This is a genomic window from Mesorhizobium sp. W050, from assembly GCF_054719535.1.
This window is the reverse complement of record NZ_JBTTIH010000001.1, coordinates 1,306,004-1,330,921: the sequence shown is the minus strand read 5'-3', so window position 1 is coordinate 1,330,921 and position 24,918 is coordinate 1,306,004. Positions and strand designations below refer to the sequence as shown.

24 protein-coding genes are annotated in these 24,918 nt (G+C 63.6%); 16 read left to right on the top strand and 8 right to left on the bottom strand.

The features are described from left to right. The first annotated feature begins 31 nt into the window (after nt 1-31). Genes ACYG9Y_RS06370 through ACYG9Y_RS06360 form a run of 3 tightly spaced genes read left to right on the top strand, consistent with a single transcriptional unit; the run spans nt 32 to nt 3,120 of the window. Nucleotides 32-1,147 carry an ABC transporter permease gene (locus ACYG9Y_RS06370; protein ID WP_023739920.1) on the top strand — a complete coding sequence of 372 codons (1,116 nt, stop codon included), beginning with the start codon at nt 32-34 and terminating at the stop codon, nt 1,145-1,147. Then, on the top strand, nt 1,144-1,980 hold the full coding sequence (locus ACYG9Y_RS06365) for an ATP-binding cassette domain-containing protein (RefSeq protein WP_023712088.1): 837 nt from the start codon (nt 1,144-1,146) through the stop codon (nt 1,978-1,980). The genes ACYG9Y_RS06370 and ACYG9Y_RS06365 overlap by 4 nt, the downstream gene beginning before the upstream one ends. Before the next feature lie 33 nt (nt 1,981-2,013). Continuing rightward, on the top strand, nt 2,014-3,120 hold the full coding sequence (locus ACYG9Y_RS06360; RefSeq protein ID WP_023739921.1) for a Gfo/Idh/MocA family protein: 1,107 nt from the start codon (nt 2,014-2,016) through the stop codon (nt 3,118-3,120). Between the two features lie 140 nt (nt 3,121-3,260). Here the strand turns inward: ACYG9Y_RS06360 and ACYG9Y_RS06355 are convergent, their stop codons facing one another. Then, the gene (locus ACYG9Y_RS06355) at nt 3,261-4,037 is read right to left on the bottom strand and encodes a FadR/GntR family transcriptional regulator (RefSeq protein WP_023739922.1); all 777 of its coding nucleotides are present in this window, start codon (nt 4,035-4,037) and stop codon (nt 3,261-3,263) included. 118 nt (nt 4,038-4,155) lie between these two features. Beyond that, entirely contained in the window at nt 4,156-5,046 is an 891-nt protein-coding gene (locus ACYG9Y_RS06350) for an NAD-dependent epimerase/dehydratase family protein (protein ID WP_023739923.1), read from the bottom strand. Nucleotides 5,047-5,164: 118 nt separating this feature from the next. Between ACYG9Y_RS06350 and ACYG9Y_RS06345 the strand changes: the two genes are divergently transcribed. Continuing rightward, entirely contained in the window at nt 5,165-6,103 is a 939-nt protein-coding gene (locus ACYG9Y_RS06345; RefSeq protein WP_023690788.1) for an NAD(P)-dependent oxidoreductase, read from the top strand. A 19-nt stretch (nt 6,104-6,122) separates the two neighbouring features. On the opposite strand, the gene ACYG9Y_RS06340 is transcribed toward ACYG9Y_RS06345, so the two are convergent. Continuing rightward, on the bottom strand, nt 6,123-6,905 hold the full coding sequence (locus ACYG9Y_RS06340; RefSeq protein WP_023729411.1) for a FadR/GntR family transcriptional regulator: 783 nt from the start codon (nt 6,903-6,905) through the stop codon (nt 6,123-6,125). Nucleotides 6,906-7,084: 179 nt separating this feature from the next. Then, nucleotides 7,085-8,074 (bottom strand): sugar-binding protein, encoded by a 990-nt coding sequence (locus ACYG9Y_RS06335; protein ID WP_023673050.1) that lies wholly within the window; start codon nt 8,072-8,074, stop codon nt 7,085-7,087. 466 nt (nt 8,075-8,540) lie between these two features. Between ACYG9Y_RS06335 and ACYG9Y_RS06330 the strand changes: the two genes are divergently transcribed. From ACYG9Y_RS06330 to ACYG9Y_RS06275, 12 genes are all read left to right on the top strand, one after another. Continuing rightward, entirely contained in the window at nt 8,541-9,281 is a 741-nt protein-coding gene (locus tag ACYG9Y_RS06330; protein ID WP_023682237.1) for an ATP-binding cassette domain-containing protein, read from the top strand. Nucleotides 9,282-9,322: 41 nt separating this feature from the next. Beyond that, nucleotides 9,323-10,321: an ABC transporter permease gene (locus ACYG9Y_RS06325; RefSeq protein ID WP_023673048.1), complete on the top strand. Its 999-nt coding sequence runs from the start codon at nt 9,323-9,325 to the stop codon at nt 10,319-10,321. Between the two features lie 39 nt (nt 10,322-10,360). Next, on the top strand, nt 10,361-11,131 hold the full coding sequence (locus tag ACYG9Y_RS06320) for an SDR family oxidoreductase (RefSeq protein ID WP_031253285.1): 771 nt from the start codon (nt 10,361-10,363) through the stop codon (nt 11,129-11,131). 151 nt (nt 11,132-11,282) lie between these two features. Beyond that, nucleotides 11,283-12,110 carry an AraC family transcriptional regulator gene (locus ACYG9Y_RS06315; protein ID WP_023739925.1) on the top strand — a complete coding sequence of 276 codons (828 nt, stop codon included), beginning with the start codon at nt 11,283-11,285 and terminating at the stop codon, nt 12,108-12,110. Between the two features lie 111 nt (nt 12,111-12,221). Continuing rightward, on the top strand, nt 12,222-12,665 hold the full coding sequence (locus ACYG9Y_RS06310; protein WP_023739926.1) for an SRPBCC family protein: 444 nt from the start codon (nt 12,222-12,224) through the stop codon (nt 12,663-12,665). Nucleotides 12,666-12,680: 15 nt separating this feature from the next. Then, nucleotides 12,681-13,475 (top strand): FAD binding domain-containing protein, encoded by a 795-nt coding sequence (locus ACYG9Y_RS06305; RefSeq protein ID WP_023739927.1) that lies wholly within the window; start codon nt 12,681-12,683, stop codon nt 13,473-13,475. A 60-nt stretch (nt 13,476-13,535) separates the two neighbouring features. Then, entirely contained in the window at nt 13,536-14,018 is a 483-nt protein-coding gene (locus ACYG9Y_RS06300) for a (2Fe-2S)-binding protein (RefSeq protein ID WP_023673043.1), read from the top strand. Between the two features lie 11 nt (nt 14,019-14,029). Further along, nucleotides 14,030-15,397 (top strand): xanthine dehydrogenase family protein molybdopterin-binding subunit, encoded by a 1,368-nt coding sequence (locus ACYG9Y_RS06295; protein ID WP_023739928.1) that lies wholly within the window; start codon nt 14,030-14,032, stop codon nt 15,395-15,397. 1 nt (nt 15,398) lies between these two features. After that, nucleotides 15,399-16,403 carry a xanthine dehydrogenase family protein molybdopterin-binding subunit gene (locus ACYG9Y_RS06290; protein ID WP_023733134.1) on the top strand — a complete coding sequence of 335 codons (1,005 nt, stop codon included), beginning with the start codon at nt 15,399-15,401 and terminating at the stop codon, nt 16,401-16,403. A gap of 7 nt (nt 16,404-16,410) precedes the next feature. Continuing rightward, nucleotides 16,411-17,292: an AAA family ATPase gene (locus ACYG9Y_RS06285; protein WP_023739929.1), complete on the top strand. Its 882-nt coding sequence runs from the start codon at nt 16,411-16,413 to the stop codon at nt 17,290-17,292. Between the two features lie 235 nt (nt 17,293-17,527). Then, nucleotides 17,528-18,664: a vWA domain-containing protein gene (locus ACYG9Y_RS06280; protein ID WP_023739930.1), complete on the top strand. Its 1,137-nt coding sequence runs from the start codon at nt 17,528-17,530 to the stop codon at nt 18,662-18,664. After that, nucleotides 18,664-19,551 carry an amidohydrolase family protein gene (locus ACYG9Y_RS06275; protein WP_023739931.1) on the top strand — a complete coding sequence of 296 codons (888 nt, stop codon included), beginning with the start codon at nt 18,664-18,666 and terminating at the stop codon, nt 19,549-19,551. The genes ACYG9Y_RS06280 and ACYG9Y_RS06275 overlap by 1 nt, the downstream gene beginning before the upstream one ends. Before the next feature lie 45 nt (nt 19,552-19,596). Here ACYG9Y_RS06275 and ACYG9Y_RS06270 read toward each other — a convergent pair whose 3' ends face one another. The 4 genes from ACYG9Y_RS06270 to ACYG9Y_RS06255 all read right to left on the bottom strand — a co-directional run bounded on the left by ACYG9Y_RS06270 (nt 19,597) and on the right by ACYG9Y_RS06255 (nt 24,917). Next, the gene (locus tag ACYG9Y_RS06270) at nt 19,597-20,004 is read right to left on the bottom strand and encodes a carboxymuconolactone decarboxylase family protein (protein WP_023739932.1); all 408 of its coding nucleotides are present in this window, start codon (nt 20,002-20,004) and stop codon (nt 19,597-19,599) included. 247 nt (nt 20,005-20,251) lie between these two features. Continuing rightward, nucleotides 20,252-21,748, bottom strand: coding sequence for a sugar ABC transporter ATP-binding protein (locus tag ACYG9Y_RS06265; RefSeq protein ID WP_023739933.1), 1,497 nt, complete (start codon nt 21,746-21,748; stop codon nt 20,252-20,254). After that, nucleotides 21,748-22,797 carry an SMP-30/gluconolactonase/LRE family protein gene (locus tag ACYG9Y_RS06260; protein ID WP_023739934.1) on the bottom strand — a complete coding sequence of 350 codons (1,050 nt, stop codon included), beginning with the start codon at nt 22,795-22,797 and terminating at the stop codon, nt 21,748-21,750. The genes ACYG9Y_RS06265 and ACYG9Y_RS06260 overlap by 1 nt, the downstream gene beginning before the upstream one ends. Then, nucleotides 22,794-24,917: an ABC transporter permease gene (locus ACYG9Y_RS06255; RefSeq protein ID WP_023739935.1), complete on the bottom strand. Its 2,124-nt coding sequence runs from the start codon at nt 24,915-24,917 to the stop codon at nt 22,794-22,796. The genes ACYG9Y_RS06260 and ACYG9Y_RS06255 overlap by 4 nt, the downstream gene beginning before the upstream one ends. Nucleotide 24,918: the final 1 nt, after the last annotated feature.

Sequence of the window (24,918 nt, the reverse complement as noted above, 5' to 3'; positions counted from 1 at the left end):
CCCCGGGGTACTGGGCAAGGACCGTTTCGGCATGACGTCGAAACGGGCTGCCGGCACTGACGAGCGGCTGGCCAGCACCGGCCGGCTGACGCAATGGCTGCGCCGGCCCGAAGCCGGTGCCGCCGGCGGCCTCATCGCCACCGTCACCATCTTCGCCCTGCTGCCGGGTGCGTCGAACCTCTATTCGCTACAGGGGTCGATGACCTTCCTGACGCTGGCAGCCGAACTCGGCATCATCGCCACGGCCGCAGCCCTTCTCATCATCGCCGGCGAGTTCGATCTCTCCGTCGGCTCGATGGTCGGCTTCGCCGGCGTCGTCATCGGACTGACGGTGAAATATTGGGGCTTGCCGCTGTGGGGCGGCATCGCCTGCGCCTTCGCTGTCGCCATCCTCACCGGCTACGTCAACGGCCTGATCGTTGTGAAGACCCGCCTGCCCTCCTTCATCGTGACGCTGGCGTCGCTCTACATCCTGCGCGGCCTGTCGATCGGCATCACCCGCGCCGTCACCGGCCGCACGCAGATCCCCTACATCCTCGACGGCGCGCCGGACCCGGCAACCGCGGGCCTGTTCAACGGCCATCTCCTGACCGGCTTCTTCCAATGGATGGGTACGCAAGGTTGGATCGCCACCCGCACCGACGGCATTCCCTTCGTCGTCGGCATTCCGATGTCGATCGTCTGGTGGCTCGGACTGACAGCGCTTGCCGGCTATGTCTTGACCCAGACCAAATACGGCAACTGGATCTTCGCCACCGGCGGCGACCTCAATGCCGCCCGCAATGTCGGCGTGCCGGTCGACCGGGTTAAGATCGCGCTGTTCATCTACACCGCCTGTGCCGCGACCTTGCTTGCCACCATCCAGGTGATGGAGGCCGGCTCCGCCGACACCACGCGCGGCCTGCTCAAGGAATTCGAGGCGATCATCGCCGCGGTCATCGGCGGCGTGCTGCTCACCGGCGGCTACGGCACCGTCTATGGCGTGCTGTTCGGCGCGCTGATCTTCGGCCTGGTGCAGATGGGCATCTTCTACACCGGCATCGACACCGACTGGTTCAAGGTCTTCCTCGGCATCGTCATTTTAATGGCCGTGCTGGTCAACAACTACATCCGCCTCAAGGCGCTCGGACGCGGAGGCGGCAAATGACCTACCCAAACCCGTCCCCGGCCATCCAGCCAGCCATGGAATTGCGTGGTGTGTCGGTCAATTTCGGCTCGGTGCGCGCGCTGCAGGATATCGACATCAAGGTCTATCCCGGCGAGGTGCACTGCTTGCTGGGCGACAACGGCGCCGGCAAGTCGACGCTGATCAAGGTTCTGTCGGGCGTGCACCGGCCGACCAAGGGCGAGATTTTCGTCGACGGCAAGCCCGTCACGTTCCGCAGCCCGCGCGACGCGCAGGACCTCGGCGTCGCGACGGTCTTCCAGGACCTCGGCATGATCTCGCTGATGTCGATCACGCGCAACTTCTTCCTCGGCCGCGAGCCGACCAGAAGCCGCCTGCCCTTCTCGCGCTTCGACAAGGAGCGCGCCAACACAATTGCCCGCCAGGCGATGGCCGATATCGGCATCGACGTGCGCGACCCGACGCAGGCCGTCGGCACGCTGTCGGGCGGCGAGCGCCAGTCGGTGGCGATCGCACGCGCCGTGCATTTCGGCGCCAAGGTGCTGATTTTGGACGAACCGACCTCGGCGCTCGGCGTGCATCAGGCGGCGATGGTGCTGAAATTCATCATCGAGGCGCGCATGCGCGGCCTGGCCGTGATCTTCATCAGCCACAACATCCACCACGCCTACCCTGTCGGTGACACTTTCACGCTGCTCAACCGCGGCCGCAATCGCGGTACATACGCCAAGTCCGAGATCTCGCGCGACGAGGTGATTTCCATCATGTCGGGCGGCGAGGATTTGAAGGCGGTGGAAGCTGAGATTGCCGGGCTGTTGGCGCAGATCGGCAACCGGCCGGCCGCCGCACCCTGAGCCTGGAACACTTTTGCAGAGAGTATTAACAGCATGAGCAGGATACGCGTCGGCGTCATCGGCGCCGGCATGATTTCGCAGGTCGAGCATATTCCAAACCTGTTGCGGCTCGGCGACCTGTTCGAACTGGTCGGCGTTGCCGACCCGTCAAGGATTTCGCGGGAATATGTCAGCGAAATTCACGGCATCGCCAATTTCGAAACGCCGGAGCAACTGTTCGGCCAGAAGCTCGACGCCGTCGTCATCGGCTCGCCCGACCCGCTGCATCACGAGCAGGTACTGGCCGCACTCGGGCGCGGCCTGCATGTCTTCTGCGAAAAGCCGCTCTGCTATTCCCCGGCGGAAATCGCCGAGATCATCGCCGCGCGCGACAAGGCCGGCAAGGTCATGCAGGTCGGCTATATGAAGCGCTTCGATCCGAGCTACCGGCTGGCGCTGGCCTCGCTGCCCGGCACGGCAAAGACGTTGCGGTCCGTCTCGGTCGAGGTCAACGATCCCGATGCCTGGCCGTTCATCGCCCACCAGCGCTACAAGCGCGGCAACGACATTCCCGAGGAGCTGATTGCCGCCGCGCAAAGCAAGCAGAAACAACAGGTCGAGCGCGCCATCGGCCAGCCCATGACCGATCTGGCTTTCCGTGGGTTTACCGGCGCTTACAGCTCCGCCTTGATTCACGATGTGAATGCCCTGCACGGCCTGCTCGACGCGCTCAGCGTGCCGGAGGGCGAGGTTGTCGGCGCGCAGATCTTCGCCAATGGCGATGGCGGCCAGGGCGCGGTAAAACTGCTCGACGGCCAGGCGCTGTGGACGATGACGCATCTCACCGTGCCGAAGCTCGCCGACTACAAGGAACGCATCACGCTCTTCTTCGACGATGCCAGCCTTGAGCTCGAATTCCCCTCGCCCTGGCTCAACCATCATCCGACCCGGCTGACTGTGAAGACCTCGGACGGCCACACACTGTCGACAAGGGATCTGCGTGCCGGCTACGGCGAAGCCTTCGTCGAGGAACTGCGCGGCTTCTGGGGTGCGATCGTCAATGGCGACGAGGTGGTCAACCGCCCCGAGCACGCCGCCTGCGACCAGGCGCTGCTGGTCGCGCTGACCAGGCAGCACCTGGCCACTTCGCAGGCCGGCTGAGCACTCGCAGGATGTGTTGAGATTCAGGTCAGGCCGCGCCGAAAACATTGGGTTTCGAGAACCGGAGCGGAGCGTACTTAAGTACGTGAAGCGCGAAAGCCGGCGTTTGCAGGCCGGCCTCACCTGAATATCAGCACATCCTACCGGGTGTTGATGACGCCGTCGGTATTGGCGAGCAGCTTGCGCACCGCGTTGCGGGCCGCATCCGGCCGCTGCAGGCGGATGGCCTTCTCGATCGCCTCGTGCAGTTGCTGTGCATGCTGCAGATCGTCGAGTTCGCGCGTCGTATAGGTGAACAGATGATCGAAGGCGGATTCGATCAGCACGCCGAGCGGCACCAGCAGATCGTTGCCGGAGGCGCGCAGGATGGCGAGATGAAAGCGCGTGTCGGCGCGCGTGCGCTCCTGCAGGCTCGACGCCTCGCCCATCTCGCGGCAGGCCTGGCTGATCTCGGCCATCTGCTCCTCGGTGCGTCGCATGGCGGCGAAGGCAGTCGCTTCCGGCTCGATGATGTGGCGGAATTCCTGCACCGCCTTCAGGAACACCTCACGGTCGGGCGCGGTCGCGTACCAGGCGAGCACATCGCGATCGAGCAGGTTCCAGCGCTCCCTGGGCTCCACCCAGCTGCCGATTTTAGGGCGCGATGCCAGAAGGCTTTTGGCCATCAGCATCTTGATCGCCTCACGCACCGCCGAGCGGCTGACGTTGAAGGTTTCAGACCATTTGGCTTCATTGGGCAGGATGGTGCCCGGCGGATAGTCGCCGCGCACGATCCGAAGCCCGATTTCGCTGGCCAGCGAGGCATGCACGCTGGTGCCGGGCATCCGGGTGGCGTCAGCCCGCCGAACGGCAGCCGGGCGCTCGGCTGTCTCAGTCTTGTCAGACTTCTTTCCCTTATTCGGCTTTCCGTCCCTCATGCATCCACAAAGTCCGGATTTCGAAAGCTGTCAAGCAGAGGGCCGGGCGCAGGCGGCAAAGCCTGTGGCTGTGCACAGATCAGGTTACAACCTTGCCCCAAAGCCCAATTTGCCAGACCTATTTGACGTATTTGCGCCAGCTGTGCTCGGGACGGAAGCCGAGCATGTCCCTGGCCTTGCGGTTGGAAAGCAGCGTTTCATATTCGCCGAGCTTCGTCTTGACCGGCACGTCGGGATAAAACCGCTTCAACAGTTCCGCTGTCGGCAGGTCGGACGAGGTATCGTCATTGGCGGCGTTGAACACCTGGAAGCCGAGCCCGTCCGTTTCAACGGCGCGCAGCGCGATCTGGCCGAGATCGCGCGCGTCGACATAGCTCCAGGCGATGCGCTTGCGAAAGCCCGGATCGGCAAACCACTTCGGAAACAGCGAATATTCGTGCGGCTCGATGACGTTGCCGATGCGCAAGGCATAGATATCGGTGCCGTTGCGCTGCGCAAAGGCGCGCGCCGTGTGCTCGTTGACGACCTTGGACAGAGCATAGCTGTCCATCGGATCGACGTCGTATTCTTCATCGAGGGGAAAATATTTGGGGTCGCGCGGTTCATTGGCGAACACCACGCCATAGGTGGTCTCGCTGGACGCGATCACCACCTTGGGGATGCCAAGCTTCACCGCCGCCTCGATGACGTTGTAGGTGCCCATCGCGTTGGTGCGGAACACCTCATTGTCGGTCGTGATCATGATGCGCGGTATGGCGGCGAAATGCACCACGGCATCGACCGGCTGCGGGCGCAGCGACGGATCGAATTCATGCAGGCCCATATAGCTCGACAGCGCGTTGAACACCTGGCCGCTGTCGGTGATGTCGGTGATCAGCGTGCGTACCTTGGGATTGTCGAGCGGCTTGGTGTCGATGTTGAGCACCTGGCAGCCCTGTTCGACCAGATATTGCACGACATGGCGACCGGCCTTGCCGCTGCCGCCGGTGAACATGATCCGCTTCGTCATTTTCGTCTCCAATGCCTAGGATTTCTGTGTATTGTCAGACAATATGGCATTCTGCAACCACCCTTCGCCCGCAAGACGGCGCCGCCCAATATCAATCATCGCAACAGGACTTCAAGACATGACCACGACCGCCGCGAGCGAAAAGATCGGCTTTATCGGCCTTGGCCTGATGGGGCACGGCATTGCCAAGAACATCGTCGACAAGGGCTATGGCCTGACCTTCCTCGGCCGCAAGAACCGCAAGCCGGCGGAAGACTTGGCTGGCCGGGGTGCGAAGGAAGTGGCCACCTCGCGTGAGGTGGCAGCGGCATCCGATATCGTCTTCATCTGCGTCACCGGCTCGCGCGAGGTCGAAGCCATCATCCGTGGCCCCGGCGGCCTCAAGGAGGGTCTGAAAAGAGGCTCGGTTGTCGTCGATTGCTCGACCGCCGATCCGGTCTCGACCGTGGCGCTGGCGGCGGAACTGAAGGAGATCGGCGTCGACTTCGTCGATGCACCGCTCAGCCGCACGCCGAAGGAAGCCTGGGAAGGCACGCTCGACGCCATGGTCGGCGCGCCCGACGCGCTGTTTGCCCGTGTGAAGCCTGTCATCGAAACCTGGGCCGGCCGCATCGTCCATATTGGCGATACAGGTGACGGCCACCGCATGAAGCTGCTCAACAACTTCATCTCGCTGGGCTATGCCGCGATCTATTCCGAGGCGCTGGCGCTGGCCGAAAAGGTCGGCATCTCGCCACCGCGTTTCGACAGCGTCATCCGCAACGGCCGCATGGATTGCGGCTTCTACCAGACCTTCATGCGCTGGACGCTGGAGGGCGACCGCGACGCGCATAAATTCACCATCGCCAACGCCTTCAAGGACCTGACCTATCTGGAATCGATGGCGGGTGCGGCCGGCATCGCCAACCCGCTCGGCAACGCCACCAAGAACTCCTTCGCCGGTGCCCATGCCACTGGCCCGGCCGAGCAATTCGTGCCGATGCTGGCGACATATGTCGGCAAGGTCAACGGCGTCGACCTGATGCCCAGCAAGGACGGCAAGAAGCAGACGATTTGAAGGCGGCGAAAAGCCTGTGTCAGCGCCTCGACCGGCCGATAACATCGTCGGTGTTGGCGAGCAGTCTGTGCACCGCATTGCGGGCGGCCGCAGGACGCTGCAGGCGGATGTTCTTCTCGATCGCCTCATGCAGCGCCTGCGCCCGCCGCTGATCGCTGGTCTCGCGTGTGACGAAGACAAAGAGATGATCGAGCGCCGACTCGATCAGAACGCCAAGCGGCACCAGCAGATCGTTGCCCGAGGCGCGCAGTATGGCGAGGTGAAAACGCGTATCGGCGCGGATACGCTCCTGCAGGTTCAAAGCCTCGCCCATCTCACGACAGGCCTGGCTGATCTCGTCCATCTGCTCGTCGTTGCGCCGCGTAGCGGCAAAGGCCGACGCTTCCGGCTCGATGATGTGACGGAACTCCTGCACCGTGCGCAGGAAGGCTTCCCGGTCCGGCCCGGTCGCGTACCAGGCCAGCACATCGCGGTCGAGCAGGTTCCAGCGTTCCCTGGGCTCGACCCAGCTGCCGATCTTGGGCCGTGAAGCCAGCAGGCTTTTGGCCATCAGCATCTTGATGGCTTCGCGCACCGCCGAACGACTGACATCGAAGATCTCGGCCCATTTGGCCTCGTTGGGCAGAATGGTGCCGGGCGGATAATCGCCGCGCACGATTCTGAGGCCGATCTCGCCGGCCAGCGAGACATGGACGCTCGCTCCCGGAAAATGCGCGGCACCGGCTCTGCGCATGACAGCCGGACCGCGGCTGGCTTGTGCCTTGGCCCGCTCGGTTCGCTTCTTTGATTTCTCGTCCGGCATTCACGTTCCAATGCGTCGGCCGTCTGCGTCCGGACTGGTCCGAACCTGCACGGCGCGCCGATCTCGTTGCCGAAAATCCAAACTACAGACGCGTCAAAGCCGGAGCCTGCTGCCCCAACCGTTGCGTCCGTCCGGGAAGAGACGGGGCGCCCGTCAAAGGGCGCCCCGAAATCGAGAACCTACTTCTGGATGCAGGTGTCGACCGTGTCCTTGGTGCATTCGTCGAGGCCGGTGAACACCGGATCGGCGACGGCCTTGCCTTCGACCAGATCGATCATCACCGATGGTGCCTTGTAGCCCATTTCGAACGGCCGCTGACCGACCAGAGCGGTCACAAGGCCGTCACGGGCGATCGCCACTTCATCGCCGATCGTATCGGCGGCGCCAATGACGAAGTCGTTGCTGGCGATGCGGTCCTTGAGCGGCCCGAACAGGTCGCGATAGGGCTGCGGTGCGCCAAACAGCGGCCAGCCGCCCATGATGCCGAAGGCGTCGAGCTTGGGATTGGCGGCGAGGATGTCGGTCATCGCCTGCACGCCCTTGGCGCCGTCGTCATTGGTGAACACCGGGCAACCGGCGACTTCGGTCCAGCCGCCTTCGCCGGCAAGTGCCGCCAGGCCTTCCTTGCCCGACAGCGCGTCACGCATGCCCTGCGCCCGGCGCAGGATGTTGTCGGCCGCGGGATTGCCTTCGATGGTACAGATCGTGCCGCCATTCGGCTTGCCCTTCTTGATGTACTCGCCGATCTTGTGACCCATCAGATAGTTGTCGGTGCCGAGATAGGTCTTGCGCAGCGCGGCATCTTCCTTGCTGAGATCGGCGTCGAGCGTCATGATCGGGATCGTCGGATTGGCGGTCTTGATCGTCTGCGCGATCAGCGGCGCGTTGGATGGCGAAATCGCCATTGCCACCGTGTCGGCCTTGCTCAGCATGTCCTGAACGATCTGCGCCTCGCCGGCCTCGTCCGAGGTCGACGCCGGGCCGGTGTAGAAGCATTCATATTCCGAGCTGGCATTTTCCTTGTTCCATTTCTCGCAACCCTGGTGGATGGCTTCGAAGAATGGATTGTCGAGACCCTTCACCACGATGACGAGCTGTTTCTTGGCCAAAGCCGGCCCGGCGCCCAGCGCCATGGCGGCGACGGCGGCGAGCAAAAGTGTTTTCCTCATGTCAGTCCTCCCTTGAAACAGACGGACACGGCGTGCCCGCCACACAGATCGACCGGATGCTTAATGACCGAGGTTCGTTTCACGAGCACTCGTGTCGCCAAGACAGATCGATAAGCATTTCCAGATGCGGCATTGGCCCGGCTCAACACATGGGTGGCGCCGCAACCTCGACCGATAAACCTCCGCCGATTCCGCCCGGCTAACCGCCAGCGGCATCGGCATAATCTCCTCCGACGCTTAGCTAATATCGGCTTGCGGCCAACGTCAATGCTATTTGTCCTACAAAACGGATTTTTGGATAACCAAGGCTTCAATTCGTCCGACAATTGATTGACGAGCGCCGGCTTTTGCGTAAAAGAACGCTGACGCTGTTTCCGGGAGGAGATGGGGAGAGCGGGGCCAAAGCAGCGCCGGCATTCACGCCGGGAACAGCAGCGGGTCGCAAAACACGGGGAGGCAAAGACTGGTGGCGGTTCTCGAACTCACCAATATCTCGAGGCATTTCGGCGCCATCCAGGCGGTCAACGACGTATCGCTGTCGATCGAGCCCGGACAGGTGGTCGGCCTGATGGGCGACAACGGCGCCGGCAAGTCGACGCTGGTCAAGATGATCGCCGGCAATTTCCGCCCCAGCCATGGCGTCATGCGCATGGACGGCAAGGAGTTGATCCTGCACAAGCCGGCGGAAGCTCGCCAGCACGGCATCGAGATCGTCCACCAGGACCTGGCGCTGTGCAACAATCTGACCGCTGCCGCCAATGTCTATCTCGGCCGTGAATTGCGCCGCGGCCTCGGCCCTTTACGCATCCTCGACTATGCCGCCATGTACAAGCGCGCCGGCCAGCTATTCGCCGAGTTGAAGTCCGAGACCCGTCCGCGCGACCTCGTCAAGCAGATGTCGGGCGGCCAGCGTCAGGCGGTAGCGATCGCGCGCACCATGCTGTCGCAGGCCAAGATCGTGTTGATGGACGAACCGACGGCCGCGATCTCGGTGCGCCAGGTCGCCGAAGTGCTGAACCTGATCCGCCATTTGCGCGACCAGGGCATCGCAGTGGTGCTGATCAGCCACCGCATGCCTGACGTGTTCACCGTCGCCGACCGTGTCATCGTCATGCGGCGCGGCCGCAAGGTCGCCGACAAGACGATTGCGTCAAGTTCGCCCGAGGAAGTCACCGGGCTGATCACCGGCGCCATCGAACAGGTTTGATCTCAGCGAATTTCACCACGCACAGCACATGAAGGTCGACGATGGCACTGACAATTGACCAGCCGATCGAACAAAAGCAGCAATCCTTGCCGGCAAGACTGTTTGCCAGCCAGACCTTCTGGGTGGTGATCGCGGTCATCCTGGCTTGCCTGTTCCTGTCTTTTGCCACCGACGCCTTCGCCACGTCGAAGAACCTTTACAACATCACCCGCAACATCACCTTCGTCGCCATCATCGCGCTCGGCATGACCTTCGTCATCATCACCGGCGGCATCGACCTGTCGGTCGGTTCGGTGCTCTGCCTGTCGTCGATGGTGCTGGCCGTCACCATGCATGCCGGCTACTCCATCGAGGTCGGCATCCTCGCCTCGATCGCCACCGCGCTCGCCATAGGCGCCTTCAACGGCATCATGATCGCCTATCTCGGCTTTCCACCCTTCGTGGTGACGCTCGGCATGCTGTCGATTGCGCGCAGCCTCGCCATGGTCGCCTCCAACAACACCGTCGTCTTCCAGTTCGGCCCCGATCACGACAAGCTTCTGGCGCTGGGCGGCGGCGCCTGGGTGTTCGGCATCGCCAATCCGGTGCTCTACATGATCCTTTTGGCGCTGATCACCGGCTTCACGCTGCGCTGGACCAAGTTTGGCCGCCACATCTTCGCCATTGGCGGCAATGAGCACGCGGCGACGCTGACCGGCGTTCCCGTCAAGCAGATCAAGGTCGCGGTCTATATGATCTCGGCGCTGGCGGCGGGCATTGCCGGCATCATCCAGACCGGATGGCTTGGCGCCGTCACCACCAATCTCGGCACCGGCATGGAACTGCAGGTCATTGCTGCCACGGTCATTGGCGGCGCCAATCTCGCCGGCGGCGTCGGCACCGCCTTCGGCGCCATTGTCGGTGCCGCGCTCATCGAAGTGATCCGCAACAGCCTTGGTCTGCTCGGCATCAATGCTTTTTGGCAAGGCGTGTTCATCGGCGGCGCCATCCTGCTCGCGGTGCTGTTCGACCGGATCCGCAACTTCAGGCGCAATGATTGAATGTTTTTGGACTGAATCTTTCGGCTGGAAACCGTTGCTTTGACATCGAAATCCCTGTTCGACCTCAACGGGCGGCTGGCGCTGATCACCGGCTCCGGCCAGGGCATCGGCCTGGCGCTGGCGCGCGGCCTTGCCGAGCATGGCGCAAGTGTCGTGCTCAACGGCCGCGATGCCGGCAAGGTTGCCGGTGCTGTCGCCGGCATGCGCGACGCAGGCTTCAAAGCGCACCCCTCGACCTTCGACGTGACGGATTTTCGTGCGGTCGATGCCGATGTCGCCCGCATCGAGGCCGAGATCGGCGCCATCGACATCCTGATCAACAATGCCGGCGTGCAGTTCCGCGCTCCGCTCGAGGACTTTCCCGAGGAGCAGTGGGAGCGGCTGTTCAAGACCAATGTCTCCGGCGCCTTCCATGCCGGAAAGGCGGTCGCCCGCACTATGATCGCGCGCGGCAAAGGCAAGATCATCAACATCGGCTCGGTGCAGAGCGAACTCGCCCGGCCCAACATCGCGCCCTATACGGCCACCAAGGGCGCAATCCGCAATTTGACACGTGGCATGTGCACCGACTGGGCGAAATACGGCTTGCAGATCAATGCCATCGCCCCCGGCTATTTCCGCACCGAGATGAACCAGGCGCTTGTCGACAACCAGGAATTCTCCGCCTGGCTGGAAAAGCGCACGCCGGCTGGCCGCTGGGGGTATGTCGACGAACTGATCGGCGCCGCCGTGTTCCTCGCCTCCGACGCCTCATCCTTCGTCAACGGCCATACGCTTTATGTCGACGGCGGCATGACGGCTTCGGTTTGACGGGAAACCCTATCGCTCAGTCTGAAAATCCACCACTGCGGCCGGCAGCACACAGCGGCTTTCGCCCTGCGCCTTGACGCGACCCCGAACTCAGCCGCACAATCCCGTTGCAGGCGATAGGGAGGCCAGTCGTCTGCGGGAGGTATAACCCATGACGGACGCGATCAGGCTCTATTGGGGCCGGTTCGGACATGTTTCTGTCCTGAATGTCGCCAGCGACTTCGTCACCCATGCGCATGTCGAGGCCCACATCATCATCTGGCTGGAGGGCACGGCCGGCGAGATGACCGTCGGCCGCGAGACGGTGCCGCTGGGTCCCGGCACCGCCGCCGGCATCAATTCCTACCAGCCGCACAGCCACATTCTGTCGCAGAACGGCAGGCCCGGCCTGTTCCTCGCCTTCTACATCGATCCGGATTGGGCGCGCCGGCGCCGCGACCTGCCTTCGTCGGCGCCGTTGTTTGCACAGGCTGCGATCACGCTCGAACCATGGCTGCACCAGGCCGCCGCCAACCTACTCGATCATTTGAGCGATAATGAAAGCATCGACGACGTCGCCAATTACGAGATCGAACGCTTCATCGATAGCGTGCTCGACGCCGCCGACGCCTCGGCGCCGCAGGAGACGCGCATCCGCGTAAACACCATGCAGGATTTCCGCGTCCGCAAGGCAATCCAGCTGATGAAGGCCAATGTCTGCGAGCGCATTTCGTTCGACGACGTCGCCCGCAGCGTCGGCCTGTCGCGGCCGCATTTCTTCGCTTTGTTCAAGGAACAGACCAATCTGACGCCCAATGTCTACTGGAACACGCTGCGCATGGAGGAAGCCGTGCGGCAGTTGCAGTGGTCGCAGGAACCGCTGATCTCGGTCGCCTGCAATCTCGGCTTCACCACCCAGGGCAATTTCTCGCGCTTCTTCCGCGACCATGTCGGCGTGCCGCCGACGCTTTACCGCGAAGCGGCGCGTGCCATGGCCTGAACGGGCCGTTCGTTTTTCAGACTCCTTGATAGGGCCGCAAGACCCATTGATAAGCGCAGCACCAGCCGCCGCCCTACCCTGCTGCGTATCGATTCGTAGGGGAATGATCATATGGCTGAAGTCACCGTCTCCAGCGTCATCGACGCGCCGGTCGAAAAGGTCTGGGCGCGCATACGCGACTTCAACGGCCTGCCGGGCTGGCATCCGCGCATGGTCAAGAGCCATATCGAAGACGGCAAGAGCGCCGAAACCATCGGCTGCGTGCGTAATTTCGAGCTCGCCAGCGGCGCGCGTATCCGCGAGAAACTGCTCGACTTCTCCGATGCGAATTTCCGCGTCAGCTACTCCATCCTGGAGACGCCGCAGCCGCTGACCAATCACAAAGCGATGCTGCAATTGCGCCGCGTGACCGACGGCGACCGCACCTATGCCGAATGGACCGCAACTTTCGACGCGGCGCCCGAAGAGGCCGACAAGATCGCCGCCGGCATGGCCGCCAATGTCTTCCAGGGTGGCTTCAATGCGTTGAAGAGCCATTTTTCTGGCCAGAGTTGAGTGAGGGAGCCTGCCATGGCGCTTGCCGTCCAGACCTTTTCGGCCGTCAGGGATGCCAACGCGGCGCTGAAGGCGCCCGGCACCCGCTATCTCGGCGGCGGCACGCTGGTCGTGCGTGCCGCCAATGAAGGCGATGTCTCCGTCACCGGCCTCGTCCGCTCGACCGATCCGACCCTTTCCGGGATTACCGTTGCCGGCGGCAAGGTCCGCATCGGCGCTTCGGTGACAATGGCGGCCATCGCCCGCCATCCCGAGCTTGCGGCACTGTCCAAGGCCGCGCGCGCCGTCGGCGGCCCGGCGATCCGCAACATGGCGACCGTCGGCGGCAATTTGTTTGCGCCGGCGCCCTATGGCGATTTCGCCGTGGTGTTGCTGGCGCTGGATGCGACGGTTGGCACCGATGATGGGGAATTGCCTATCGAGGATTTCCTGGCCAAGCGGGACGGCAGCCGCGCCATCGTCACGTCAGTCGCCTTCGCGCTGCCGAAGGCCGAGAATTTCCGCTTCCTGAAAGTGTCGCGGGTCAAGCCGAAGGGCGTCTCCGTGCTCAGCATCGCCGCCGTTCTCGAACAGGCCGGCGACGGCACTGTCTCCTCGGCGCGGATCGCGCTCGGCTGCATGGCAGGCCGGCCGATGCGCGCCCGTGCTGCGGAAAAGGCACTGATCGGCAGCAGGCTCGAGCAGGACGGCGTCGCAGCGGCGCTGGCTGCAGCCGGTGAAGGCACTTCGCCAATCACCGACCCGATCGCCAGCGCCTGGTATCGCGCCGAGGTTCTGCCGGTCCATCTCGGCCGGCTGCTGCTTACTTAACCACCGCTTGGGGGGCGCGCGTCTGTCCGATCAACCGGGCAGGCGCGCTGGGAGGAAAACATGGCAAAGGTTCCGGTTCAGTTCACGCTCAACGGCTCGGAGAAGGCCGAATTTGTCGACAGCGGCACGACGCTGCTGCACGCGCTGCGCGACAAGATCGGCGACACCTCGCCCAAGGGCGGCTGCCACCAGGGCACCTGCGGCGCCTGTTCGGTCATCATCGACGGCGAACTCCGGCTCTCTTGCCTGACCCTGGCCGAGACCTGCGGCGGCGCCGACATTCGCACCACATCGGGCCTCGCTGAGGCCGGCGTCCTGCATCCGCTGCAGCGTGCCTTCCTCGACGCCTTCGCCACACAATGCGGCTTCTGCACGCCGGGCATGATCATGGCCGCCAAGGTGCTGCTCGACCATACCCCCAATCCGAGCCGCGAGGATGTGGTCGAGGCGCTGTCCGGCAACATCTGCCGCTGCACCGGCTACGAGCCGATCATCCAGGCGGTGCTGACCGCGGCCCGAGCCAATTCGCAGAACGCGGCCTAAGGACCAAAAGAATGGAACTGCGCAAAAACTATTTCGCCGATCAGCGCAAGGACGGCCTGTACGAGATCGGCCATGGGCGGCCGCGGCTGGATTCGCCGGGACATGTGACGGGCAAGACCGCCTATTTCGCCGACCGCAACGTCCCGAATATGCTTCACCTGAAAATGGTGCGCAGTCCGCACCACCATGCCCGCATCCGTTCGATCGACACTTCCGAAGCGGAGAAGCATCCCGGCGTGGTGAAAATCCTCACTGCCAGGGACGTTCCGCACAATGTCTACACCATCCTGATCCTGATCCAGGTCGGGCCGGAGGACGAGACGGTGCTGGCCGACGGCAAGGTGCGCTGGAAGGGCGAGGCCGTGGTGGCGGTGCTGGCCGAGACCGAGCGCGCGGCTCAGGAAGCGGCAGCCAAGGTCAAGGTCGACTACGAGGTGCTGCCGGCCGTCTTCGACATGGAGGAAGCGCTGAAGCCCGGCGCGCCTTTGGTCAACGAATATCACGGCCAGAACTATTATCTCTATGACAGCGGCGAGTGCCGCAAGGTGCGCTTCGGCGATGTCGAGGCGGGCTTTGCCGGCGCCGACCACATCCTCGAACAGAGTTATCAATCCTCGCCGATCGAGCATGCGCCGACCGAGACCACCGGTTGCGTCGTGGTGCCCGAAGGCAATGACCGCTTCACCTGCTACACCAACACCCAGGCGATGTTCTTCACCCTCGACAACGCCTCGATCATCCTGCAGATGCCCGGCTCCAAACTGCATTTCGCCGGCGGCACCGTCGGCGGCGGCTTTGGCGGCAAGGTCGACGTCATCGTCGAGCCGATCGCCATTCTTGGCGCCAAGCTGACAGGACGTCCCGTCTCCTTCATCTACAGCCGCGAAGAGGAGATGCAGATCTCCTCGCCGCGCGCCGCCGAAAAGATAATCATCAAGGATGGCGTGATGAACGATGGCCGCATCGTGGCGCGCAAGGTGACCGGCTATACCGATGCCGGCGCCTATTCGCGGCACTCGCCCTACGGTGCGCAGAAGGGTGCCGCGCACTATCCCGGCCCCTACACCATCCCCAATGTCTGGATCGACACCTACTGCGTCTACACCAACCGTACACCCTCCTCCGCCATGCGCGGCTTCGGCGTCACCATCGGCGACTTCGCGCTTGAGGTGCAGATGGACAAGCTGGCGCGGCTGATCGGCATGGACCCGCTCGAATTCCGCTTCATCAACGCCTATCGCGATGGCGACATGAAGGCGCATCGCCAGCCGACCGAAGGAGCGGCGCTGATCGAGTGTATGCAGGAGGCGTCGCGCGCCGCCAACTGGCCTGTGGCGGAGAAGTATATGGCGATGTCCTCCTACAAGAAGGGAGCTTGAGATGGCGCTAAGGCGCGGACGCGGCGTCGCCGCGATCAACTATCCGACGGGCATGAACCTTGGCGGCGACCCGACGCAGGCGCTGGTGCATTCGACGCCGACCGGCAATTTCATGGTGACGCTTTCCAGCGTCGATCTCGGTCAGGGCTTGAAGCAGATCATGGCGCAGATCTGCGCCGAGACCATCGGCGTGCCGACGGACCGGGTTACCATCGACACCGCCGACACCGACACCGGTCCGCACTGCATGGGCACCTTCGCCTCGCGCGGCACCCACCGCGCCGGCAACGCCGTCATCCAGGCGGCCAAGGAAGCGCGCCAGGTGATGCTGGAAGTGGCGGCGGAAGAGCTGGAGGTCAACGCTTCCGACCTTGAAACTGACGGCCAGGGCAATATTCTGGTCAAGGGCGCGCCGCAAAAGTCGATCTCGATCTTCGATGTCGCCTTGTCGGCGCATTTCAAGCGCGGGCGCTCGATATCCGGGCGCGGCATGTTCCTGATCCCGCGCTCCTATCCGGAGAAAGAGACCGGCGCGATGAAGCCGTCGACCTGCTACGCCCATGCCTGCACGGTGGCCGAGGTCGAGGTCGATGACGAGACGGGCGAGGTTACGGTGCTGACCGTCAAGAACGTCTTCGAGATCGGCCGCGCGCTGAACCCGAAAATGGTCGAGCAGCAACTGGTCGGCGGTTCCTGGATGGGCATCAGCCATGCGCTATACGAAACGACCGAGCCCTATTATCCCAACCGCGACCATGGCGGCACCGACTTCAACCAGTATCTGATGCCGGGACCGGGCGATCTCGCCCAAACCGAGATCATCGTGCTGGAGCGGCCTTCGGCCGACGGGCCTTATGGCGCCAAAGGGCCAGGCGAAATGTGCGCGAACCCGCAGATCCCCGCGGTTGCCAATGCCGTCTTCGACGCCGTCGGCGTGCGCATCGACACGCTGCCGATCACACCGGAGCGCATATTGCGCGCGCTGAAGGCGCAAGCGGCGAACTGAGGACGACATGCAGGAGCCGAATGCCGAGACTGTCGCGACCTCGCCGGAGGCGGTGGCACAGCATCTCGCTGCTTCGCGCTACCTCGCCGACGACAGCCTGGCCACCGCCATCTTCCTGGCGATACGGCTCGGCAAGCCGCTGCTGCTGGAAGGCGCGCCCGGCGTCGGCAAGACCGAAGCTGCCAAGGCGGTCGCACAGCTCCTCGGCCGCGATCTGGTGCGGCTGCAATGCTATGAAGGCATCGACGCTGCGCACGCGCTCTACGAATGGAATTACCAGCGCCAGCTGCTCGCCATCCGCCATGCCGGCGAGCACGAGGTCGACATCTACGACGACCGTTTCCTGATCGCCCGGCCGCTTCTGCAAGTGCTGCGAGCGCCCCGGCAGCGCGTGCTGCTGGTCGACGAGATCGACCGATCCGATCATGAGTTCGAAGCGCTGCTTCTCGAATTCCTTTCCGATTTCCAGATCAGCATCCCCGAGCGCGGCACGATCCGCGCCGAAGCGCAGCCGATCGTCCTCCTGACCTCGAACCGCACCCGCGAACTGGCGGAGGCGCTGCGTCGGCGCTGCGTCTATCACTGGATCGGTTATCCCGACGCCGAGCGAGAAGCCGCCATCATCATGCTGCGCGCCGGCGGGGTCGCCGAAGCGACCGCCCGCGCCGTGGCGGCCGCCGTGCAGGAGATCCGCGTCCGCCCGCTGGCCAAGCCGCCCGGCATCTCCGAGGCCGTCGAATGGGCCAACGCCGCCACCATACTGGAGAAAGGCGGCAGCCCATGGCCGCAAGCCTTCCGCCGCGCCATCGGCGTGCTGATCAAGGACGAGGAGGATTTGTCCGCGATCGCGCCGGAGCTTGGCCGGATTGTCGAGGAGGCGCTGGGGTGACGTGTGAGGTCAACAGCTCGTTCACAGCGAGGTGGCCTCACCTGGGCACTCTGCAACGCTGGCGGGACAGCGCCCCCCTCTGTCCTGCCGGACATCTCCCCCACAAGGGGGGAGATCAGCCGTCATCCTGGCTTTCGCCAATCTCCAGCGGCGCAGAAAGAACCGAAGCGCCGAAGCCGCCAATCTCCCCCCTTGAGGGGGAGATGTCCGGCAGGACAGAGGGGGGCGCGAAGGAATGATGCGTCAGGGAACCCTTCCTCTCGCCTCCGCGCCCTTCCTCCACTTCGCCCGGCTGCTGCGCCGCCACGCCTTTGCCGTCGCCCCCGAGCAGGTCTCCAGTTTCATGCAGGCCATAACCCTGCTCGGCCCGCGCTCCATGGCCGACATCCGCGAGGCGGCGCTCGCAACGCTTGCCCCCCCGCCCGATCGCCGCGGCGAATTCGAGGCGCATTTTCGCAATCACTTCCATGGCGATGGCCAACCCTCGATCGAAGGCGAGGAAGACGAGGAAACCCGCATCAAGGACGATCACGGCACGCGCCAGGAGGAGAAACAGACCACGCGCCAGGAGAAAGGCGGCGAGCTGTCGTCGGCAATCGAACAGCTCAGCAGCCGCGACTTCCTCCGCGACGACGATGGCCTTGGGTCCTTCCGCCGCAAGCTCGCTTCAGCCCTCCCCGCACGCCGCTCATTCCGCACCGTGCGCACCCATTCGCGCGGCAAGCTCGACCTGCGCCGCTCGCTCAGGGAAATCGTCAGCGCCGATGGCGATATCCCTGAGCCGCAGCTCCGCCGCCGCCAGACGGTGCCGCGCAAGCTGCTGATCCTGATCGACGTCTCCGGCTCGATGAAGCTGCACACATCGGATTATCTCAAACTGGCGCACGCCGCCGTACAAGCTGCTGACCGTGCCGAAATCTTCACCTTCGGCACGCGGCTCACCCGCATCACGTCCGCACTGCGTATCCGCGATCGCGACCAGGCTCTCGCCCGCGCGGCGGCACTCGTCGACGACTGGGACGGTGGCACGCGCATGGGACCGACCCTGCTCGCCTTCCTCTCGGTGCCGCGTTTCTCAGCTTTCGCCCGCGGTGCTGCTGTGATCATCCTGTCGGACGCGCTGGAGCGCGGCGACCATGCCGATCTCGAGACCGCAATGCGCCGGCTGAGCGCCCGCGCCTTCAGGCTCTCGCTGGCCACACCGCTGGCCGGCGACCCGCGTTTTCTTCCCGCCACGGCAGCGCTCCGCGCCATCCTGCCTGATCTCGACGATCTCATCGACGGCTCGTCGCTCGGGAGTCTCACCGATTTCATCCTGTCGCTCGCCCGCCCGGCCCCGGCGGCGTCGGCAATCTGGAAAAGGGTATCGTGATGCAGAAAGCCATCGACGCGCATTTCCACATCTGGCGCCAGCAGGACCAGCCATGGCTGGTCGGGCCGATGGTGCCGCGCATTTTCGGCCCCTACGAACCCATCCGCCGCGACTATCCGATCGAGGAATTTCTCGCCGATCAGCAAGGCGCAGGTGTCGAGAAGGCCGTCTATGTCCAGACCAACTGGGCCAAGGAGGATTTCGAAAAAGAAGTCGCCTTCCTGCAGAAGACTGCCGACGAGACCGGCTGGCCGCACGCTATCGTCGGCTATACCGATATGACCGTCGACGATGTCCGGCCCCAGATCGATCGATTGAAAAAGTACCCGCTGCTGCGCGGCGTGCGCATGCAGCTGCACTGGCACGAGACGCCGGCCTTCCGCTTCGCTGCCTCGGCCGATCAAGTCATCGACCCCAAGGTGCGGGCCAATGTGGCGCGGCTGAAAGACTATGGCCTGTCCTTCGACCTGCAGCTTTTCCCCGCCCAGATGAAGGACGGGCTGACGCTGGTCGGCGAGAATCCCGACACCAATTTCATCCTCACCCATGCCGGCATGCTGACCGGCATGGAGCCGGAAACCACCGAGGCCTGGAAAGCCGGCCTGAGTACTCTATCAACAGCGCCGAACTTCTACGCCAAGCTGTCGGGCCTAGGCACCTTCGCCCACCGCAACGATCCGGCGTTGATTGCCTACATCGTCGACAATGCGATCGACATTCTGGGCGCTGACCACCTGATGTTCGGCTCCAACTTCCCGATAGAGAAGCTCTGGACCAGCCACGCCGAACTGATCAAGGCGCATCGTGCAGCCGTGGCGAAGCACGGTCCGGTGGCGGAAGCGGATATCTTTTGGAATACAGCAGAGAAGGTTTACAGACCGGCATAGCGCAGGCTTTCCCTTCTCCCACAGGGGAGAAGGGAAAGCCGCCCCTCACTTCACTTCAAACTCAGGATCGACCGGAATCTGCATCGCAGTAACCAGATGGTTGGTCTGCCCGGCCAGCCCGATGATCGACACCAGCTCGCCATGCTGCGCATCGGTCAAGCCTTTGGCGCGGGCAGCTGCCGTATGCGAGTGGACGCAGTAGGAGCAGCCATTGGCGGTCGACACAGCGATGTAGATCATCTCCTTGGTCAGCGGATCGATGGCGCTTTCCGTAGCCATCACCACTTTCACCTGGTCCCATGTCCGTTTCAGCAAGGCAGGATCGTTGGCCAGCCCGCGCCAGAAATTGTTGACGAAGTCCGACTTGCGCGTCGCGCGGATGTCGTCGAACACAGCCTTCGCAACCGGGATTTTTTCGACCTCGGCATCGCTGAGGAGTTTTGTGGCGGCCATGGCGTTTCCTTTCGTTGAATCGGTCGATCAGGTGGTTGAATCAGGTCTCGAGCAAGGGCGGCTAACCGGATATTCCGATTCAGTTTTTGATGCTGACAGAACATGGCGATTGGCCGAAGCATCTCAGCTTCGTCATTCACGGGCGAAGCAGGCGCGAAGCGCCGTCGCGGAGACCCGAGGATGACGAAGGCGCTGAGGCCTTCGCCAATTGGCGACCTATGCGCACCCTCAAACACCGACCAGAAACCTAATGAACCGCCGCATACATGATCTTCTCCTCCGTCGCCTCGGCGGGCGAAAACTCCTCGACCATACGGCCCTGCCGGCACACCAGAATCCGGTCCGACAGGTTCATGATTTCCGGCAGGTAGGACGAGATCACCACCACCGCCAACCCCTCGTCGGCCAGCCGGTTGATGATCTGGTGGATCTCGGCGATGGCGCCGACATCGACGCCGCGCGTCGGCTCGTCGAAGATCACGATACGCGGCTGCTGCACCAGCCCCTTGCCGATCACCACCTTTTGCTGGTTGCCGCCGGAAAGCTCGACCACGCGGGCATTGTCGTTGATCGCCTTGATGTTCAGCGTCTTCGTCCATTCAGCGGAAAGCGTGCGCATCTCCTGCTGGTTAATCACCCAGGCCTTTTCGCGGCCCGCCGCCAGCAGCCCGCCGAACAGGTTCTCGGCGATGCCCATCGTCTCGAAAATGCCCTCGCTCTTGCGGTCCTCGGTAACATAGACGATGCCGTCGGCGACCGCCTCACTGGGCACGAGATAGCGCACCGGCCTGTCGTCGAGTTCAATCGCGCCACCGCGCAAAAAATCGCGCTTGTAGATGCCGGAGACGATCTTGAAGGTCTCGGTGCGGCCGGAGCCGATCAGCCCGAACACGCCGGTGATCTGTCCCTCGAAGATCGAGAAGGAGGTGTTGCGCACGACATTGCTCATCGAAATGTCCTGCACCGACAGCACCTTCTTGCCGGCCTTGCGCAGCCTGGCCTCGTCGCGCTGGCGATAGATCTGTCCCGACAGTGTACGCCCGACCATGGCGGCGACGATCTTGTCGCGATCGAAGGCCGATGTGTCGTCGGTTATGACCAGCTCGCCATCGCGCAGGATTGTGATGCGGTCGGCGATCATCAGCGCCTCTTCCAATGCATGGCTGATGAAGACGATCGAGACGCCGTTCGCCTTCAGCCGCCGGATCAGCGCGAAGAAGTGCCGCTTCTCCTCCGGCGTCAGCGTCGCCGTCGGCTCGTCGAAGATGATGATCTCGGCATTGTGGTGAACGGCGCGCGCGATCTCGACCATCTGACGCTTGGCCGCGCCCAGCGTCGCCACCATGGCGTTGGGGTCGACCGGAAAGTTCAGCGACTGCAAAAACTGCTGCGCCGAAATGTAGGTGCCGCGCAGCCGGTTGAGGAATTTTTCGGTGCCGAGATAGAGGTTCTGCGCCACCGTCATCGACGGCACCAGGCTGGTCTCCTGGAACACCATGGCGATGCCGACCTCGAGCGCCGCATGCGGCGACGCATAAGCGATCTCGCGGCCTTTGTGGAACATCTTGCCTGAGGTGGCGTCGACGACGCCGGCGATGATCTTGGTCAGCGTGGATTTGCCGGCGCCGTTCTCGCCGAGCAGCGCGTGGATTTCGCCCTTGCGCAGTTCGAAGCTGACTTGTCTGACCGCGGGCACGCCGCGATAGTTCTTGGTGACATTTTCCAGGCGCACGATCGGTTCCATCAGAGACCTCCTGCGTCGATGGCCAGCACGCAATCGCCGCCCCTGGAGGCGATGAACAGGCGGCCGTCCGTTTCCGCCACGCTGCAGATGCCATGGCGCGTGCCGTCGGCGCGGCTGTGCAGGCTGAATTGCGGCTGCATGTTCTGATCGAGCCTGACCACCAGCCCATAGGAGCGGCTCGGCGACCAGGGCTTGTGGATGCCCATGGTGCGGACGCCGCCGCATTGCAGCGGTTCGAGGAAGCTGCGATTGGAGGCCAAAGCCGGCGCGATCCAGTAGGCCGGCGCCACCTGGTCTAGCATGTCGCGCCGATAGTGGGTTTCCTGGAGAACGAATTCGATCAGCCGGTTGCGTGGCGCGAACAGAGCCAGCCACGCGCCGCCATCGCCGGCCGGCGCGAGGCGCGCGGGATAGCCGGGCAGATGCGTCAGCACGGTCGAGCGGCTACCGGTCGCACCATCGAAGCGAACGAGCTGATGGCGCCAGCTTTCGCTGACCAGCACATCCCGCCCAATGGGATGCAGCCCATAGGGAAAGGCGATATCGCCGGCCACTTTGCGGAACTCGGCGGCGGCCGCGTCCCGCCTCCAAAGCGAACCGGACGCGCCCTTCTTCATCAGGTCGGCGGCCCATTGCGACGGCGTGTGCTCAGCCGAGCCATTGGCCAGCCACAACGTGCCGTCGTCTGCATAGGCAAGCGCGGTGATGCAGCTGACGCCGGCCGGCAGCGAAACCTCCTTGCCGGCAACCAGCAGCTTGCCGCTTTCCAACCCCACCGTCAGTTCGCCCGACAGTGATAGAGCCAGCGCCGTGATGGGGGAAGGAAAGGTCCCGACAACCTTCGGCTCCACCCCTGCGGCAAGCGAATATACCGCATTGCCGCTGGAAACGAGCAGCCGGCCATCGGCAACCAGAAGATTGTCGGGCTCCGTCAAATCGGCGAACACTGGCGCCTCGTCCAGCCGCGTGTTGGGACGGAAGGCACCGTCGAGCGGTGGGATGGTCACCGCCTTGCCACGAAACAGGTCGAGCACAGGATCGAGGATCATGGCTTCGCTCCCCAATAAGAAGCGGAACTGGTCCAGTTCGGGTCGGCGCCCGCAATCTTGTAGCGGCCGATGCGGTTGTTAAGGATGCCGCCGACGAACAGGAAACCCTTGTGCTCGCGCATCGAGGTGACCATCGGATGCGCGCCGCCGGTAAGGTCGCCCATCGCCTCGACAATGCCGCCCTTGTCGTTGAATTTCACCACGCCGCCGGTGTTGATGTTGGGGAACAGCCACTCGTCCTGCGGCAGCCGGCGCGTCATGCGCTTGCGCATATCGGGATGGCGCAGCGACAGGTCGAAGCTCGGCGTGCGCATGCCGAGCCATGCCATCCAGTAATTGCCGTCCGACGCCCGGTTGATGTTGTCGGGATAGCCCGGCATGTCGCGGATGACGCATTCGGCGGTGCCTGCTTTCGGCCCTTCCAGCCAGTATCGATGCACACGGCAGGCCCAGCTCTCAGCGAAGAACAGCGATTTCCCATCATGCGCCATGCACACACCATTGGTGTAGCGGTAGCCGTCGAGCAGCGTTTTCGTCGAACCGTCCTTCGGGTCATAGACCAGCAGCCGGCCGGTGGCGCGGTTCTCGATCGAGTCAAGCGCCCAATCGTGGGCGTCATAGCGCTTGGTGGAGTCAGTGAAATAGATGCGCCCGTCCGGCGCGATGTCGCAATCATTGGGGTCGCGCAGCCGCGCATCGTCTACGATCGAGGTCCAGGAGCGCGACGTCTCGGCCGACAAGCGCCTCACTTCCCGATCCGGTGAGACGGAATAGAGCCCCATGGCGCCGACGCAGCTGATCAGATTGCCCGATTTGTCGAAGGCCAAGCCTAGCGGAAAACCACCGATATGGGCAAACACCTCCGACTTAACGTAATCCGGCGCGAAGAAGCGGACGATCTCGCCATGGCGCGTGCCGCAATAGAGGTGATCGTCGCGGTCGAGGATGACGTCTTCCGGCCCTTCCAACTCGCCGAGCCCGATATGGTCGGCCGCCGACAGCCGGTTGTCGAGCGCGTAGGGCGTACCTGATCCCGGCACGGCAGACTGTGTCTCGCCCATCTTGAGATAGACCGGCGCGACATAGACCTCGTTGAGCACCTTGTGGCGGTTCTTCAGCCAGCGGATGTCGATGGTAACCGCCACCGCCAGCATGATGCCCAGCACCATCTGGTTGGTGCCGGTGCCATAGCCCAGCCGGATCAGCCCGTTGGTCATGGTCAAGACGATGATGGCGCCCATCAGCCCCTTGATGACCGAGCCGCGGCCACCACCCAAGCTGACGCCGCCGACCACCGCCGCCGTCAGCGCCATGATCTCAAGGTTGAGGCCGGTGCCCGGCCCTGCCCCACTCAGGCGGCAAGCGATCAGGAAGCCGCCGATCGAGGCGCAGAAGCCGGAAAAGACATAGGTCATGAACACGGTGCGGCGCACGCGAATGCCGGCATTGTGCGCCGAGCGCCTGGATCCGCCGACCGCCAGCACATGCCAGCCCGGCCGTGAGCGCGTCAGCGCGATATGGGTGACGATGGCAAGAATGATCGCCAGCCACACCGAGACCGAAAGCCCCCAGAAGGTGCTGTCGCCGATGAAGTCGAGCACGTCCGATGTCGCCTGGGAAAGCTGCACGTCGGCGGCATAGGTGGTGACGAGAATATCGAACAGCGCCCGGCCGAAGATGAACGTCACCAGGGTGGTGAGGAAGGCGCGCAGCCTGAGGTAGCCGACGAGGTAGCCGTTGACGGAGCCGAAGATCAGGCCGGTGGCGAGCGATGCCGCCAGCGCCAGCCAGATAGACTGTTCGAGAATGAAGAAGACATAGACGGCGGAGAAACAGGACAGCGCGAAGATCGAGCCGACGGACAGGTCGATGCCGCCGCCCAGCATCACCACCGTCATGCCGGTGACCACCATCGAGAACTCGCCGAGCTGGCGGGTCGATTCCTGCAGCGAGGTCAGCTTGAAGAAGCCGGGAATGATCGAGCCGAACACGCTGAGCGTCGCCACCAGCGCCAGGAACGGAATGGCGTTGTCGGTCCAGCGTTTTGTCAGGATCTCGCCGACCAGATGGTCGGGCACGAGATTGTAGCGCCAGGACTGGAGGCGTTCGCGAAAGGACATC